This window comes from Methylomonas sp. MgM2 (assembly GCF_054172045.1).
Map to the genome: position 1 here is coordinate 109,934 of NZ_JBSYXO010000012.1, position 17,088 is coordinate 127,021.

Consider the following 17,088-nt stretch of genomic DNA (forward strand, 5'->3'; position numbering starts at 1 on the left):
AAAAGCCTAGTCAGTATAGAGGATAGAAGTGGCCCCAATCGATTGAACAGTAATTCCAGAAATTAAAGTGAAATCCCTGCCGTTGGTTAGGCTGCCTGTTTAACCCTTGGCAGTAAGTCGGTATACGCCTGTTGAGGCGTTTGTCGGTTCAAACTCGAATGGTGCCGTTTGTGGTTATACCAATCAAAGTAATCCATGATCGATGCACGTGCTTGGCTGACGGAATCGTAAGCATGGAGATAAACCCGTTCGTATTTGACCGAACGCCACAAACGCTCGACAAACACATTATCCTGCCAGGCACCGCGCCCGTCCATACTGAGCTGATACCCCCGGTTTTTCACGGTCTCAACAAAGGCCTTGGCGGTGAATTGGCTGCCTTGATCAGTATTGACGATCTCGGGCGCTCCGTATTGCCTGAATGCCTGCTCCAGCACATCCACGGCATGGCAGGCTTCCAGCGTAATGGCCACCTTGGCGGCCAAGACTTTACGGCTGGCCCAATCGACCACGGCGGTCAGATAAGCAAAGCCTTTTGCCATCGGAATATAGGTCGTATCTAAGGCCCATACCTGATTGGATCGGTTGATGGTCATGCCGCGCAGCAAATACGGATACACTTCGTGTCCTAGCGTTTTCTGGCTGGTATTGGGCTTGCAATAAATCGCTTCAATGCCCATCCGTGTCATCAAGGTTTTCACATGCTTGCGGCCAATCTTGATGCCTTGAGCATGCAACTCGTCGCGTAACATGCGGGCACCCATGAAGGGATGTTTCAAGTGCAATATGTCCAACCGTTTCATGATGTCGAGATCCCGCTCAGAAACCGGTTTAGGCAAGTAGTAAACACTACCTCGACTCATACCCAATAACTGCGCTTGTCGCCCAATCGATAGCTTAGATTGACGGTCTATCATCGCTTTGCGCTCAACAATCCCGCCTTGCTGAGCGCGCCTTTTAAAAAATCGTTTTCCAATGTCAATTGGCCGATTTTGGCATGCAATGCTTGCAGATCGACCGGCGGCGAGGAGGGCTCCGTCGGCTTCCCAAACACCTCAATCGCCCGTTCGCTTAGTTGCTTCTTCCAGTCGACAATTTGGTTCTGATGGACTTCGCATTCTTGACTTAACTGAGCCAGGGTTTTGTCACCCGCTAACGCGGCTAGGGCTACCTTGGCTTTGAAGGCGGCTGAATGTTTTCTTCTCGGTCTTTTGGACATCTTCTGCTCCATTTCTTTGTCCTTTCGGACGTTCAAAAGTCGCAGGTTTTTCACTTAACCGGTTGTTCAATTTTTCGGCGCCACCTCTGTATGGAAGTTGTCAGGTGAGTATTCTCATTTACTTTTTTGCTGTCGCAGCTTTCCATTTTTCGAATGTGGAAATGGGAACCGCTAGATCCTTAAGTTGCATGCCGAAGCTCTTCTCAGGCAAAGGTGGGATGGTTAATGTGGTTGGCTGGCCATAACGGATGACGGTCATGGGCATAGATTGAGAGCCGACCCGGTCACGTTCGGCTAAGAATGCGTTCACGACGGATTTTATGGTTGCATCGGGTTCGGTTCCGCTCGCGAGTTCATCGGCCAAAGCTTTAAGGAAAGTCCAGTTCCCGTATTTCCAGAGTACGTCACCAGCTTGCAAGCCGGCTTTAGCGGCAGGTTGGTTGATGTCGGTGATCTCGGCAATAAAAATAACAGAAATAGGGGGCTCTCGCTCGGCCATTTCGCGGTTTTGAACGTCAAAGCATTTGGGTGTGTCTGATTCAGCGTTCGGTATACGCTCGATACGATGACACCCGATGGGACCAACGATCGGAACAGACTCAGGGCCAAACCATGCTAAAGACAACGGATTGCTATCTTCACCCCAATGAACACGCCCTTCGGCATAACCTTCAGGGCCCATGATAAGCTCGCCGTCTGGGCCATGATACGAATTTATGGTATCGCCAGTTTGACGAGAATTCATTTTTCTGATCGCATAACCGACCAACGGGTTGAAAATGGCTTTGCCGTCGGGTCCAATCTGAATGTTTTCTATGCGGCCATCGGCATGATACACATTTTTAGCTTTGGCAAAGCCGTAGGGTCCAATGACTAATTGATCCTTGGCATCATAATAGGCGGTTTCTGTTTCGTTACCGAGGTTATCGTAGGTTTTTTTAAATCTCGCATAACCCAAAGGTTGGAGAAGGGGCTCACCGTCTTCACCGTAATAAGACTGTTCTATGACCCGGCTATGCTTGTCAAAAGCTTGGCGTAAAATTGCATAGCCTTCTTTTCCCAAGACTAATTCTCCATTCTCTCCGAAATAGGCTGTTTCTGTCTCGTTACCTAGGTTATCGTAGGTTTTCGTGAACTTCGCAAATCCACCATTACTTCGCATCGGCTGGCCCTCTGCGTCAAAACAGGCTCCTTCAACGTAGCGCCCTTTTATATCTCTATGCCCTCGCCCGATAAAACAGCCGTTATAGGTATTTGTGGGCTTACCTAAGGCGTCAAGATAGTGCTCTTCGACAGTCCGCCCAGCGTCTTGATAATATTTACGAACTGTTGCATAGCCATCACTGTGTTTTGCCGGATTACCATTAGTCGAAAAATAAGCTTGTTCGATAAGGTTTCCTGCGTCATCGTACTGACTGCTAGCTTTATGATAACCGCTGGTAATATTCACCGGTTTTCCGTCGAGCCCAAAGTAAGCAGTTTCAATTACATTGCCTCGATCGTCGTATCTCAACGTTTGCCGGTGGTATCCATCTTTCAATAGAACAGCCGCATTTTTCGCATCGAAAAATGCTTTTTCAATTTCCTGGTCACGTTCGTCAAAGGACGATAATTGCTTGTAATAGCCATCGTTATGTAATACAGGTTTTCCGTCGGTGTCCAAAAATGTACTTTCGGTTACGTTACCACGCTCGTCGCGATTTAGTTTCTCCCAATGGTAACCATTGTTCGCAAGCACCGGATCGTAGTGTATATCGTAGAAAGCGTGCTCAGTCATTTGGCCACGATCGTTGTAATGGGATTTTTCTAAATGGTATCCGTCTTCATATAATGTCTCTTTACCCTTGATATCGAAAAACCGGCGTTCAATGACGTTTCCACGTTCGTCATAAGTCAACGCTATCTTATGATAGCCACCATCATGGACTGTAGGAGAACCATTGATATCGTAATAGGCATATAAAGTCTCATTGCCGCGATCATCGTACTCATACGCTACCTTATGATATCCGCCTACGATATACATAGGCTCTCCTTGCGCATCAAAAAAGGCTGCGTTCGTTAAATGCCCCGATTCGTCATAAGCCTGAGTTGTTATATAGTGTCCGTTATTCACAAAAGTTGGCTTACTTTCGGTGTCGAAATAGCGCCATTCGATTGCATTGCCCCGATCGTCATAGCGCATTTTAGCTTTATGAAAGCCGTTACCAAAGCTTGCCGGTTTACGATTTACATAATCGAAACAAGCGGCCTCAGTCTGGTTGCCTTTTACGTCGTAAGTGAAAGTGGTCGATTGGCAACCATTTTCGTCTAGCGTCGGTTGTTGTCGACCGTCGAAACAGGCCATCTCGATAACGTTGCCCGCTTGGTCATAGTGGTATGTCATTTTATGACAGCGTTGATTGTTACGAGCTGCGCCGCCACTTGTGTTGTACAAAGCAACCGCAGTACGGTTACCATTCTGGTCATATTCGAAACGCGCCTCGTGCCATCCCTCTTTAACCAAGATTGGGTTTCCGTCTTTATCAAATCCGCGAACCCGTGTAGCATTGCCCAAACTGTCATATTCATATTCTGCAATCGCGTTTCCCGCATTATCATTCATTAACTGATCGTCGGCATCGAGCGATAACATGCGGTGGACCTGGCCGTTGTCGTAATATTCGAGTCTAAGGCCAAACGCCATGTCTTGGCCGGGTTGGCGTTTGTGTCTGCGATCCCAAAATCGGCTAGTAATTTCTTCTCCGGCATCCGAATATTCGATTTGTACGATTTCGGCCGAAGCATTCTTTCGGGGTTGGGGGAAGCCATCTGGTCCAATGAAATAGGCGCTACGTTTCTTTTTTTCTTTTTCAGGCGGCGTATATGCAAACCCCCAAACCAGTTTATCGTGTTTGTTGTAGGCCTTCTCATAAACTACATTTCCGTTCCGATCGCGCAGGAATTCCCAGGCGCATTCGCGCAAAGGGCTTGGATCAGGGTTTAAATTAAGATAAGTACCAACATTATTATTAGGGGTGCATTCTCCGCGGCTATCAACGGCTTTTACCCGTATAACTTTTCCAGTTAACGAAGTAAATTCAAATGATGCAGCCCTATGCCTTACTTGATCTGGACTAAGCCCACCAATTCCTTGGGGAACCCCCCACCGCTTGATAAATGTATTGTAGTAGTTGACATGTTCTCTGTACTTTATATCCCAAATGACAAGCCCACCAATTAACAGAAAGATACACACTATTGCCCAAGCCGTCCTAGAACGCTGTAACTTACGTATCTCCTTTAGTCGTCGGGCCTCGGCTCTGGTTTCTTCTGCTTTACGTTCCAGCTCGCTGGCGTCAAGAAATTGCATTGCCAAGTCGAAATTGCCGCCATAACGTTTAGCCCAGGCAGCCGATGGCCGTTCTCGTTCTTTCCAAGCCAAGGCAGTGTCCAAATCAGGTGTGCGCCAAAGGCCGCTAAGTCCCTCTTTCCAACGATGCGCAGCTTGCTCAAGCAGATGATAGGTCTCCGTCGACTGTGCCTCGGCTTCAGCCCAGCCACGTAATCGATCCCACTGCCGTATCAGGCTTTCGTGGGTGATATCCAGCACGGTATTCGGATAAATTGTCTCAGGATAACGAGGAACCAAAAAGCTTCGAGTGGGCGCGCGAAATATATCGACTATGCCAACCAGTTCCTCCAAGCTGGCGTCGGCAAGCGCCACAATTTCGGATGCGCTGGTCGGTCGGCGTATATCCCGCTGATCGGTCCCACGTTCCGACAATCTCCGAAACAGCATTTCGGCGATGCGTTTTTGTCTGTCGCTCAACTTGCCGTAGGCTTCGTCTAAGTGATTGGATAAAGCATGTTTTAGACCGCCGACGGCTTCACAGGCCCGCATAGTCAAAAGGCATCCTGTCTCATCTGATGCTTCTTCCAATCGAGCGCAGGTCCAGATTCGCATCAATAGATGTTGCAACAGAGGTAGTTGGTCGGGGTCTGTACCCATTTCGTTAAGCAGTGCGTTGACTAGCTCGGGTTCTACGTCCCCACCAAATACACGGGCCGGGCCAACGATAGCCATTTGTTGCTGTTCACGTGTTAGCCTGGGCGTTAAATATTGACTTTGATTGAGTACCTCGGGCAGGCCATTAAATAACGCGCAGTCTCCGATAAAATCAGAGCGCATAGTAATGGCGACATAGATCGGTACGTCACGCTGCTGCGAACTTTGGATAAGCATCGCGACGAAAGCATCGGCTTCGTCCCGGTCGCCTTCCCGTCGAAAACGAAAGATTTCCTCGAATTGATCGACTAGAACCAAAAGATTGGTCTGTTCAGGAAGCGGGGAGTAGGTTAAGGCTTCAACTAGACCCAATGGGCCGCGCCTTAACGTGGCATTCAGAAAGCCCAGGGCCGTTGTTTTTTCCTCATCCTCTGCTAAAAGGTCTGCTTGATTTGCCAAAGCCTCGGCTAAGCGGCGAATGGGATGGCTACCTGGCCGCATTTGTACGAATTGCCACCGAGAGCCGGCAGCGGCCATAAAGCCCGTTTCCAACGCGGGGATCATGCCGGCGCGTACCAAAGAAGATTTACCGCAACCTGAAGCGCCGACAATTGCCAGAAAGCGAGTTTTATCGAGTCGACTTAGCAGCTCATCGGTTTGCGCTTCGCGTCCGAAAAAAATGTCTGCCTCATCACTCTCGAATGGACGTAAACCGGGGTATGGTTGAAGGTCGGTCATGACGTCTCCTATTACACTACAAGGCTATCCAGGAATTGGCGAACCTTGTTCTCATTGATGCCCATCCGATAGTCGAGTATTTTCATGTCTTGAATCTTCATATCGATAGGGGCTTTTTGTTCCGGTGGTCCCTCGACAACGGCTAAAGCGCGCAGCGGCTGTCGCCTCATCGCCACGGCTTTATGTGCTTCCCGCAATTGTCCCCGAACCCAAGTATTGGTTGCCCCGCCGTAAATCACGATCAGTGCATCACATTCTGTAAGGTTTTGTTCCAAATCACGCCGGTTGTCTGCAGGATTATCGCTTTGGACTGGTAACACGTACTCAGCACCATAGCGATCGAGAATGTCGCATATTTGCTCCGCAAACGGACGATCAGTCGATTCCATGTCAACAAAAACAAAGATATTCTTTTTCGTCGGTGTGGGTTTAGGGTGTTCTGTCAGGCGCTTCAGTATTTCCAATTTAAAATCTTCCAATCCTTCCGCGCGGACGGTAGTGCTTCCTAATAGTGCCCGATGATCAATATCTTCTATAGAATCTATATCTAATGTTGGGCTTCGCCATTGCAAAATCGGCTTATCAGCAGCAAGCGCAAGTTCCATCTGAAATTTCGGATAGCCTTGAGGTAAGTCGATTGGTTTCTTGCCTGCCGTTCCGCTGATGAGCTGTACAAATAGGTGGCTATTTGTAAGGTCGCGTTCGGCAGAGGCACGAAAAGCGTTCGGTTCCTGCGAATACCAAGTATCTGGAAGAACCTGTATACCAGCTTGATCGAGATAACGCTTTATGTTGTTCCGCTGGAAATCAAGGTCATCCGTAACTTGGGCGAGAAAGACAGTTGGCGCGTGTTGCATACTCGGTTCGGCAATGGCTTGCTTCTGATGAACTTCTGTTTTGTCAGCGGTATTAAACGTAGTGGATTTGAGGCGCTTTAGCTCATTAACAATATCTCGGCTGAGGTCATCGATACGGTTGTAATACTCTTGGTCGGAAGCTGGGTATGGCCAGCCAAGAATACGCGGTGCTTTGCCTTCGCGCTCTTGAGTCCAAAAACGAAAAACTTTTCGGTCGGTTAATTCTTTCGGACGCTCTCTGTCGTCAATCAAGTCCCGCTCGACAATGAAAACTGGGCGTTCTGAGCATTCCCGAATAAGCTTAAGGAATGTATCACGTTCGCGCAGACACCAATTCGAAGCCACATATCCAGGCGATAGAATGATGACTAACGTCGCCGAATTGCGCACGTTATTAATTAGCTGCTCAGAGACGTATTGCCCACTTTCCAATTCGTGATCCATCCAGAGCGAATAAGCGTCGCTCGTGCCCAATCCTTGAGCAAGGCGTAACTTCAAGCACTTTACGAAGGTTGTGACCCACCCTTCTCTGGAAGGATCAGGAAACGCGATATCATCTACGTGGGCATAACTGACGAAGACGTCGTATTTGTAATCTGGAACGTACATGTTAGATCGACCTCGAATGATTGACGATGTTTCAGAAGATTGATTTGTGCAAACCTCTTTCAATAGCTATGGAAGATCAGTCGTCCTTGGCAGGTTTTGTATAAATGGTTTTATATCTGTGACATACACCTCCGTTATCTTTCGCAGTCTTATCAGCAATCTATTTGCGAGCGAGTGCTGGTTACATGAGGGTTACAAAGTTATCCAATGGATGAAAATTGTTGTGAATGCTTTAAACAAAATAAGATGAAAAAATATTTCGCAAAAAACGCTAAGATTTGGCTTCGAACGAATGATTCACGGATATATGATGAATTTTGTTCAAAATATAAGCAAATTTGGTAGTTAAAGGTTGCGCCCTAAACTGGCATATCACGCGACCCATGAGCTTTGACTGCTCCGCACCCGTCTACGATCTGATACACCAAGTCATATGGAATACACCGTCATTATTTTTGGCTTCTATTTTTTCCAATATCGACGTTCTCTTCAGCGAGGACATTAGTGGTTAATCCAATCAGCAAGACCCCTGCATGCACCGAGAAAATAGTCCTTAGCTTCTTTGAGTTGTTCATAATGCCTCCAACATATGGAATTAAAGAAATCGGTACGGGTATTCGCATGTACAGTATAGTACACGTTAGATATTGGAGGTCGAGAGGCCGGATGGCTACATATGTCTACTTATGGATGATCACACGTGTACGTCGCTTTGTGTCAACACCTTGCAAATGGTCTTCTGGCGGTGTATGCCTCCGCCAAGCCTGTTGCACCATTCGGACCGATCCAGCCAATATGCAAGTCGGGAATATCGCCAACATTTGGCCGTGATGAAGATGGGGCAGAGTATGTGCCGAAAAGGCAATTGCTGGGATAGTTCCCCAAGCGAATGTTTTTTTCGCGGTTTGGAACACGAGCAGCCCAACTACGAAAAATTCAAAACCCAAGAAGCCGCAAAATGGACTGTGATTGATTATTTGGCTTTTTACAATACTGGAGAAATAGCATGAAAACCAAGAAAAAATCGACGGGCCGTAACCACAGTTTGCAATTCGATAATGTACAGCCCAGCTTGGTGGTCAATCATGAGTTTATTCCAATATCACCGACGACGCCTGCCACTGTGATCGAGTCGGCCGAAGGACAAGGCGTCATTGAGCCGGTAAAGGGCAGCGGCGCTTTTGTCGCAGATGTAGATGCCTTCGGCGAAACCGGTCTTAAAGCTTCGACGGCTGTGCTCGGCGACGAGGTGCGCAACAGCGTGATCGATATTGCCAAGAATGGGTTTACGCTGGGCCAGATACTGCAAAATTTCGTTTGCGAGGATCAAAGCCTTTTCGTCTTCGACGACGTCAAAATCATCGTCAAGCAGAAACCGACCGGCAATTCCATGATTTTCAGCGGCGTGCTGCGCATGGACCAACAACCGATGCAAGCGTTTGCACGCTATTTGAATCTGAGCGGCGGCGTGTTGTTCGGCGCTGAAATCGACCTGGAAGGACAGAATATCGGCGACAAGATTGCGGTTACCGAACTCACATTGACCAGCGCCGCGGTTTTCCATCTGAATTTGATCGACGGCATGGCCTTAAACGGCTTGCAATTGAAACTGACCATAGAGCCGAAAAAGAAAAACAATTGGACGATTACCCCGCAATTGGCCGGCGATTTGATTGTCAGCGGTTTGGCCGACGGCGACGCGGTATTCGCTTGCAACGTCGATTATGCCGATAAAACGCTGCGCGGCCAGGCAACGCTGGCGCAACTCGATGGGTTATTCGGCTTGGATAATCTATCGCTGTCGGATTTGAGCGTTCGGTTCGGCGCCGGCCAAACCAGCAATTTCGCGTTAAGCGCCAAGCTGAACACCAAGTCGCGAGAATACGGCTTTGCCGGTGTCATCAATCAAACCTACATCGGGCTGGCCACCGAAGTTTCCGGCTTCGATTTAAAAGAACTGTCCAAGCTGTTTGCGGCTGTCGCGCCGGGCAAATTGGCGCTACCCGATTACGACGCGAAATTTACCGACGTGACTTTCTCGCTCGCCACCGCCGACTGTACGGTGGCCGGCAAAAAAATAGGCAGGGGCGTGGGCTTATCCGGTGACTTTTCGCTGTTCGATACCAAGGCCAAGGCGACCGCGCAACTGTCCGCTCAAGGTATCGCATTTTCCGGCGAGTTGCAGGATCTGACGATCGGACCGGTCGTCATCAACGATGCCCGGCTGCAATTTTCGCTGTTTAGCCAGCAAAGCAAAAGACCGACCGAGCTGGCGATTTCGGGCGACACCCATATCGAGGGCATGGACGTCAAAGCCAAACTGGCCTACGAAAAACAAAACGGCGCATACAGCGCCGTACTATACGGCGAGCTGGATGCCGCATCGTTCGGATTGAGCAGTATCGTGCCCCAGGCCAAAGGCACTTTCGTCGATACCTTACAATTTTCCAAAGTCGCATTCATTTATTCGACTAACGATGCGGCCACCGAAGATCCGGATTTTGCGTTCCGGGTGCGTAAAGGGATGCAATTGATGGGGGTATTGCAGGAAATTCCGGCCCTTTTCGATATCACCGGCAGCAAACATATCGGTCTGGAATTGGCCGCCTATTTCGGCAAGGTCGTCAATATTTCGATTGCCGTGCCGAATTCGGGTTTGCATCTGGGGCCGTCGGTGATCTGCGATCCGTTCCGGCTAGGGATCGATATTTTGCCCAGCCCGGCCCTGGACATGGTGTTTGGCTGTGCGGTTCGCGTGCCCAAGCAGGACCAGCCCTTGCATTTCGATCTGAAATTGGAACTGGGCATGATGGAAGCCGCCGGTTCCGGCACGATGAAAGGCTATTGGGAAGACCCTTTCGGCGCCAAGGGTTTAAGAATCGGCCCGAATCTGGCGTTGGAATTGGGCATCATCTACCAGCAATTCGTCGCGACGGGCATTCCGTCCGCCTTCGGCTTCGCCGGCGGTTTACAGCTAGGCGACGTCGTCGCGCAAATGGCGGTTAAGATTTCCGAAGTACCTTCCGAAGAAATCTTATACGGCGAACTGGATGAGCTAAGTCCGGCCAATCTGGTTAAATTTGTCGAAGGTGTCGCCAATATCAGCATTCCCGGTCAAGATGTGCCGAACTTCTTCGAATTGAAACAGCTGAAACTCTATTGTGCGCCGACCGGCGGCAGCATAGGCACGATAAGCTACGAGCCGGGGTTCAGTTTTGCCGGCGACCTGATTTTATTCAATAAGCAGATCGCGGCTTATGCCCGCGTTTCGGACGAAGGCGCCGTCATCAAAGGCCATCTGGACCGGATGGCGATCGGCCCGTTGAAAATCCACGGCGAGAAGGGCGGCGATGCGCGGCTGGACCTGGAATTGACCGCCGCCAGGCAATCGATATTGATAGACGGCGAAATCGAATTTTTGTCCTCCAATATCGGCGCCTACGTCGACATTTCCAATCGCGGCATCGAATTCGACTTCGATCAGAGCTTCATGGGAATAATCAATTACACGATAGCCGGCAAGAGTAGCGGCTCTTTAGACAATCCGGCGGCTTTGGATTTCATGCTGAGCTCCGAATTCGATTCCAAGTTGACGGCCTACCTGAAAAACGATTTGTCGAATAAACTGCAAATCGCGATCGATCAAGCCCAAACCGATATCGGCACGGCCCAGGCCAACGTCAGCAAGGCGCAACAGGCCTACGAAAACGAATTCGGCAAGGCCGAAGCGGCTTTGACCAAGGCCCGGTCCGATGCCGATGCCTATTTGCAAAAATGCCGGGAGGCCGTCAAAGACGAACAAGACCAATACAATCAGAGCCTGAATAATGCGAAAAAGCGGGTCGAAGTCGCCAAGGGCGGTTACGAGCGCGCATTGACTCAGGCACGGAATGCATTGACCAAAGCGCAAACCGATTACGATCAAGCCATGCGCAGTGCCCAAAATGCGGTGTCGCAAGCGCAAACCGCTTACAGCAATGCGATGAAAAAGGCGCAAAACGATGTCGGTAATGCGCAACGGGCCTACGAAGGCGCTTTCAACGACGCCAGTAAGAAAGTTCAAGGCGCTAAACGCCAAGTGAATAGCATATTGTCCGAATTGAACGCAGCGAAAAACGAGCTCAAACATTTACCCTGGAACAAGGCTTATAAAGCGCCGTATTTGAGTTCGAAAATCGCGGCATTGGGTACCGCTTACGGCACCACCTACGCCGGATTAACAGCGGCGGAAGGCGTGTTGAAGGCGGTGCAGCAAGGCGGTAAATACGCAGCATTCGAAAGCGCCAAGAAAACCCTGGAAGCCGTGCGCTACGGCGGACAATACGGCGCATTGGAAGCCGCGAAAAAGTCCCTGGAGCTGACTCGGATCGGCGTCGAATACGGCGCGCTGGAAGCCGCGAAACAATCCCTGGCATTGGTCAAACAAGGCTCGGAATATACCACTTGGCGAGCCGCCGAACAGAGTCTAAATGCGGTGCAAACCACAGGTAGCGCCGCATTGACGGCAGCCGAAAAAACCTTGGCGTCGATCGGCACGTCGGCCGTTTATTTAGCGCTGGAAGCCGCGAAACGGAATCTCGATATCGTCAAACACGGCAGTTCCGCGATTGCATTCGAATCGGCGAAAGCGGCTTTGGAAGCAGCAAAACAGGGTTCGACGGCGATGTTGGGTTTGGCCAAGCTGGCCGCATCGCATGCGGGCGATTTGATCGATATCCGCCAAGTGCGGCTATCCGGCAGTCTGAAAGCAATTGAACGGGGCCAGTTGTTTCAAGCCGAAGTCGATATGAGCGTGTTATCCAAAGACGCCGGCGGCTCATTCGAACTGGATGTACGGCAACCGGCCGTTTTCGTTGAAAGTTTGTTCGTACAAGCGTTGAACGAAGCAAAAGCCCTGGTGACGGCCTGAGTTTGATAACAACTGCGATTATTCGTGCCGATGCGGACGCAATCGACGTTTATAACGTTTATTTGGAATTGGATCATGTCCTGAAAGGCGATCGCCGAGTTGTTGTTGGTTCTGACGCTGCGCTACGAATTGGTTGACAAGCGGCCTTTCAAGCTATTTTATATGTGCGATAGCCAATTCCAATTGACCGCTACGGCCATTTTCAATTGGGACGGTTATCAAAATCACAACAGGAGCTGACCGCGTTCTTGCGCATCATGTCAAGCGGTAGTGCGAGCCGCCGTTATTGGGTCGGGAAAAAATAATTTAGATGCAGGGCGTAAGGCTTATTCAGCCTGATATTGATTATCTTAGACTGCAAGTAATTTAAACGTGGTTAGACGGACAATTATTAAACGGAAGAGATACCTTTTTGATATTTGGGGGGCTAATGAGAAATACGAGCAAAGCTTTGATGATATCGTTTGCGGTTTTGATTTTAACCGGGCCGTCTTATGCCGGTAACGACAACCTAAATTCCGATATAGGAAGTCCTAACAGAAATGAAAGCGAAGAAAAATCTAAGGATAATAAAGGGGATGTAAAAAAAGAAAAAGAAAACGAAAAGCAACCCGACAAAAAGCAGCCTAAAGAAAAGAAGTGAGTTAGTTCACTCGAACGCTTAAAGACAAGGCCCACGCTCCGACGCAAGGAGGCCGGATTGTTGTTGGCCATTGATAAGCAGCTCTGCCGGGAGACTAAAAGATGTCATTACCAACGGAAAAAACGTTATCAGAAAATGTAAAGGCATGGGTGGAGATAATCGGTATTGTGATTGCCGCTATATGGGGTATTTACACATTTATCTACCAAGAAATCACGAAACCTAACTCTGCGCCGGTAAACATCACCATGAATCTGCAATTCAAAAAATTAATACCGCCTGCCAAAAATATGATTAATGAGCATGCAGGTTTGATTGCCGTTGAAATGGTGGCAACGGCAACTAATCCAAGTGCACGGGAAATATATTTATTGCCGAGCGCTTGGATTGCCTGGGGAAATAAGTTTGAAGAAGCCAATAGCAATGACTTTGACGGCTCGGCAAATTTAGCGCTTAAAAGTGCGGAAGGAAATAAAATGGCCGAAAAATACGCATCGATCTCTAAACCCCATAATCCGGACACGACCGATACCGTTGCCAGCGGCCGCCTATTCGGAGACACATCTCTGAAACCCAATGAAACGATAACTCGGCGAATCGTGTTTCACGTTCCGGAAAAATTTAATGTGGTCGATATTTGGGCCGGTATGCCTTCGACAACGGCAAAAGGCTCGCTAGACGCTGAATGGAAGTTTTCGGAAAACGCCTTGCATAAGGACATTTTTTGTATCGACAACGGTAATAGAGTCTTGCTGACCGATATAAAAGATGACATCCCCGAAAAATGCGATTTGCAATGGTCGACGTCGTTGGCGAGTTTTTCGTTGTGGCAATAATCGCCAGACACAGGCTAACGTAAAAATAGGCGGTTCCGGCCCATGGGCTTTGATGGCCGTCGGCAGGCAGGTAGTCTCCGGCAACGTCGTTTCTGGGCGCATCATTTCTACGATGCGAACCATGCCGCACAGCATCCACACAAGCGTAACCTGCACGGGCGTAGCTCCCAACGTGCGCGCCGCCTTCTCCAACGCTGCGGACTGAAGCGGCGCGGCTCCGCGCAACGGAAAGAACGGAACAAACGTGATGCCCATGGCGGCCGGGTCATCGACAAACGCATCGTCGGCGCGATGCGCCAAGTTGTAACCATTCTGGACGCAAACGATCTCTGTCATGGAATGTGCCTGCGCAAATTGTTTCGCTGTGACGTTAATAAGTTTGTGAACCGCAAGGATTTTCCCTTCCGTATATCATCCAAACCGCGCGTATAGGTGAAATTGGTGTTTGCCATGCTGATTGTTCCCGCATCAATCAGGCGTTCGCAGCAGCGCCTGGTCAGCCCAATATTCCGGATCAGCCAACGCCGCGAGTTTCATAAGCGGCTTTGGTGTTATCCGTGTTTCTGAGCTAAGCCCGCTGCGGGCTCGCTCTTAACCGGTGCTTATGTCACGCTGGCAGGTAGGAAGTCGGCACACTTGTGCATGAGGTTCGCCGGCGGCGGCGAGGAAGGCGGAGAGGCCTTCTAACGAGCCCGTCGAATAGAAGGTGGTCGCAGTCGGCTTGGACAGGCTGCTGACCGCTGCGGGGAGTATGCGATGTAGCTGTCGAGCAATAGCCTCAGAAGGCTCAATGATGGTGACGGCCGGCCCCGCTATTCGTGCAATCGAGTCTGCGAGAAACGCGTAATGCGTGCAGCCCAGCACAATGGTATCTGCTCCCGCAACGAGGCCCGGCCGTATGTACTTCTCCAGCATCGCATGGGTTGCATCATGATCTAGCCGACCGATCTCCACCAGATCGGCAAGGCCCGGGCAAGGCTGCAAGATGACGCGAACACCTCTGGCGTAGGCTTCGCAGAGGCGCGCGACGGATTCGCTTCGTATCGTGTTGGTCGTGGCCAGCACGAGCACTATCTTTGCCTTGGTTATAGCGGCGGCAGGCTTAATTGCAGGCTCCATCGCAACGATAGGTAGAGAGTGGAGAGACCGGAGCGCTTGAGCAGAAATGACGCTGGCGGTATTGCAGGCCAGGACCATCGCCTTTGCCTGCTTTTGCAACAAGAAGGCAGCCACCTCTTTCGCCCGTTCGAGGACAAATTCAGTGGACTTATCGCCATAGGGTGCATTGGCGCCGTCCGAAACGTAGATGAATGACTCTTCGGGCATCTTCGCGCGCAAGGCGCGCAGGATGGATAGGCCGCCGACACCGGAGTCGAGTACGCCGATCGGGGCAGATTCAGCAGCGAAACTGTGCATTGTTCGGGTTGCGAGGCCTAACGATAAGTGTAACCGGATGCCAAAAGCTGCATAGGAAGGTACGAGCGGTACAGCTTTTGGCAGTCCGTGTTGACGCGCTTGTTAGGCATGACTATACTGCGTACTAACATTGGTTATAACCTCTTGAGGTGCGCCGCAATGCTTAAAGTTAAAGTAACCCCTATCGGCAACTCTATGGGAATTGTACTGCCAAAAGAAGCGCTTACAAAACTCAAGGCTGAAAAAGGCGATGTTTTGTATTTGGTAGACGGACCTGAGGGACTCATACTTACCCCTTATCAGCAGGATTTTGAGACCCAGATGGAGGCTGCCGAAAAGGTAATGAAAAAATACCGAAACGCCCTCCATCAGCTGGCGAAATGAAGGAGCCCTTTTGGATTTTGCCTGAAGTTGTGACATCCGTTCACCAGTTGCTTTTGGAAGAACATGGTGGTGCACTTGGCATACGGGATGCCGCCCTTCTTGAATCTGCGTTGAACCGGCCGCGACAACGATTTGAATATGCCGATAATCCTTCAATTTTTGATCTCGCTGCTTCATATTGCTACGGATTAGCCAATAATCACCCTTTCATAGATGGCAATAAACGAATTGCCTTAACTATTGCTGCAATGTTTTTAGAGATAAATGGATATTCCTTCAATGCGTCTGAACCTGAAGCGGTTGTTATTATCGAGGAGCTAGCTGCCGGTAATTTAGCCGAAGAAAGCCTATCTGATTGGTTCTTAAAATGCTCCATTTCAAATGCCTAACGCCAAGGTAAGGGGCGTAGCGTTAGCGGAGTCGGCTGGAGCGCATGGTTAAGCATGTAGCGCCTCGACGAATTCATCGACGGAAATGCCAGCTTGTTTCAGAACTCCTCTCAATGTGCCAGTTTTTAGTTCGCGTGCTTTGGCATGACGCAACCAGAGGAACCGCGCCGCATCACGATAGGGCTACCACGCTGCCGCGCAGCCACGAATCCCACCGCTGCAAAGCCCTTACAACCGCTGCTCCCGATACAACCGGCAATTTAGGCATGTTCCGGTATTTGAAATGAGGTCGGCAAAGGGCGTCCCGCGACGATAAGAGGAAATTCTTCAAGATAAAGCTCGGTTGCCTCACGCAAATTGGTCAATGCTTCCTCAACGGTTTCCCCTTGTGTAGTTGTGTCGGTTTCCGGATTGAAGAGCTTAAAGGCAATGAGTATTCAACTGGCTCTCCTTATTTTCAAACGCCTTATAAACAAACCAGTGATTTTAGCTGAATAATGACGGCAAGGATAACTTGTCTCGATGGCCAAGGTGAATTCGATTATAAATAACTGACGCTATTTTGCTCAATGTTTATATGCTTACGTTTTTCAAGTTCATGGATAATTGCGTCGATATCCGCCTCCGAAATTCCGCCCTGAAATTGAAACATTGACTTAAATTGAATGGGCTAACGTCTTTTTCTTGCTTGGTCTCAATTTCAAAAGCCTTTCAAGAACGTATCCGATGGTGTCAATTTCGTCAAACGCCTGTGTTTTAATGATTTTGGAACTCTTTGTAGTAATTTCTGATTCTGATCGATTTTGCGGGTTTGCATTCTCTTCTTCTTTTCTTGCCGCCTGTATCAACAATTGAGCAAGGCGTAGTTTATCCCTATAACTAAGCTTTTCGCATGCAAGAGCTATTACATCGTATGTCATTTAATTTCTGTTCCCTATTTGAAGCTTAACGCCACGCATCACCGGCAGCAAAAAGCAGAGCGAGGAACGAGCGGCGCTTTTTGCTGTCCGAGTGTATGCGATTGTGTACGCCCAGCATGGGCGTGAACTTATAAGGTGAAAGTCCCTTGTCGGAGAACCGACGTTGATTAGCATTTAACA

General features: G+C 49.4%; 12 protein-coding genes. 7 read left to right on the forward strand and 5 right to left on the reverse strand.

Annotation, left to right across the window (positions count from 1 at the left end; genetic code table 11):
- Nucleotides 1–86: 86 nt before the first annotated feature.
- The 3 genes from ACW73I_RS11340 to ACW73I_RS11350 form a co-directional block, all read right to left on the reverse strand.
- Nucleotides 87–1,219 (reverse strand): IS3 family transposase gene (locus ACW73I_RS11340; protein WP_458029450.1). Its coding sequence is split into 2 segments (ribosomal slippage): nt 87–967 and nt 967–1,219, totalling 1,134 coding nucleotides; the frame shifts between segments, so codons are not numbered across the junction.
- Between the two features lie 118 nt (nt 1,220–1,337).
- Nucleotides 1,338–5,945: an nSTAND1 domain-containing NTPase gene (locus ACW73I_RS11345; RefSeq protein WP_458029451.1), complete on the reverse strand. Its 4,608-nt coding sequence runs from the start codon at nt 5,943–5,945 to the stop codon at nt 1,338–1,340.
- A gap of 11 nt (nt 5,946–5,956) precedes the next feature.
- A complete protein-coding gene (locus ACW73I_RS11350; RefSeq protein WP_458029452.1) occupies nt 5,957–7,411 on the reverse strand; it encodes a TIR domain-containing protein in 1,455 nt (484 codons plus the stop codon).
- Nucleotides 7,412–8,097: 686 nt separating this feature from the next.
- Here ACW73I_RS11350 and ACW73I_RS11355 point away from each other — a divergent pair.
- The 5 genes from ACW73I_RS11355 to ACW73I_RS11375 all read left to right on the forward strand — a co-directional run bounded on the left by ACW73I_RS11355 (nt 8,098) and on the right by ACW73I_RS11375 (nt 14,231).
- Nucleotides 8,098–8,421 carry a transposase gene (locus ACW73I_RS11355; protein ID WP_458029453.1) on the forward strand — a complete coding sequence of 108 codons (324 nt, stop codon included), beginning with the start codon at nt 8,098–8,100 and terminating at the stop codon, nt 8,419–8,421.
- Nucleotides 8,418–12,320, forward strand: coding sequence for a hypothetical protein (locus tag ACW73I_RS11360; RefSeq protein ID WP_458029454.1), 3,903 nt, complete (start codon nt 8,418–8,420; stop codon nt 12,318–12,320). The genes ACW73I_RS11355 and ACW73I_RS11360 overlap by 4 nt, the downstream gene beginning before the upstream one ends.
- A 430-nt stretch (nt 12,321–12,750) precedes the next feature.
- Complete coding sequence (locus tag ACW73I_RS11365) at nt 12,751–12,963, forward strand: hypothetical protein (RefSeq protein WP_458029455.1); 213 nt, start codon at nt 12,751–12,753, stop codon at nt 12,961–12,963.
- A gap of 101 nt (nt 12,964–13,064) precedes the next feature.
- Entirely contained in the window at nt 13,065–13,799 is a 735-nt protein-coding gene (locus ACW73I_RS11370) for a hypothetical protein (protein ID WP_458029456.1), read from the forward strand.
- Between the two features lie 42 nt (nt 13,800–13,841).
- Nucleotides 13,842–14,231, forward strand: coding sequence for a hypothetical protein (locus ACW73I_RS11375; protein ID WP_458029458.1), 390 nt, complete (start codon nt 13,842–13,844; stop codon nt 14,229–14,231).
- 159 nt (nt 14,232–14,390) lie between these two features.
- Here the strand turns inward: ACW73I_RS11375 and murI are convergent, their stop codons facing one another.
- A complete protein-coding gene (murI, locus tag ACW73I_RS11380) occupies nt 14,391–15,215 on the reverse strand; it encodes a glutamate racemase (RefSeq protein WP_458029459.1) in 825 nt (274 codons plus the stop codon).
- Between the two features lie 159 nt (nt 15,216–15,374).
- On the opposite strand from murI, the gene ACW73I_RS11385 reads away from it, so the two are divergent.
- Both ACW73I_RS11385 and ACW73I_RS11390 read left to right on the forward strand, forming a co-directional pair.
- The gene (locus tag ACW73I_RS11385) at nt 15,375–15,599 is read left to right on the forward strand and encodes an AbrB/MazE/SpoVT family DNA-binding domain-containing protein (RefSeq protein WP_458029460.1); all 225 of its coding nucleotides are present in this window, start codon (nt 15,375–15,377) and stop codon (nt 15,597–15,599) included.
- Nucleotides 15,596–15,988: a type II toxin-antitoxin system death-on-curing family toxin gene (locus ACW73I_RS11390; RefSeq protein ID WP_458029461.1), complete on the forward strand. Its 393-nt coding sequence runs from the start codon at nt 15,596–15,598 to the stop codon at nt 15,986–15,988. The genes ACW73I_RS11385 and ACW73I_RS11390 overlap by 4 nt, the downstream gene beginning before the upstream one ends.
- 656 nt (nt 15,989–16,644) lie before the next feature.
- Here the strand turns inward: ACW73I_RS11390 and ACW73I_RS11395 are convergent.
- A complete protein-coding gene (locus ACW73I_RS11395) occupies nt 16,645–16,908 on the reverse strand; it encodes a hypothetical protein (RefSeq protein WP_458029462.1) in 264 nt (87 codons plus the stop codon).
- Between the last annotated feature and the right edge of the window lie 180 nt (nt 16,909–17,088).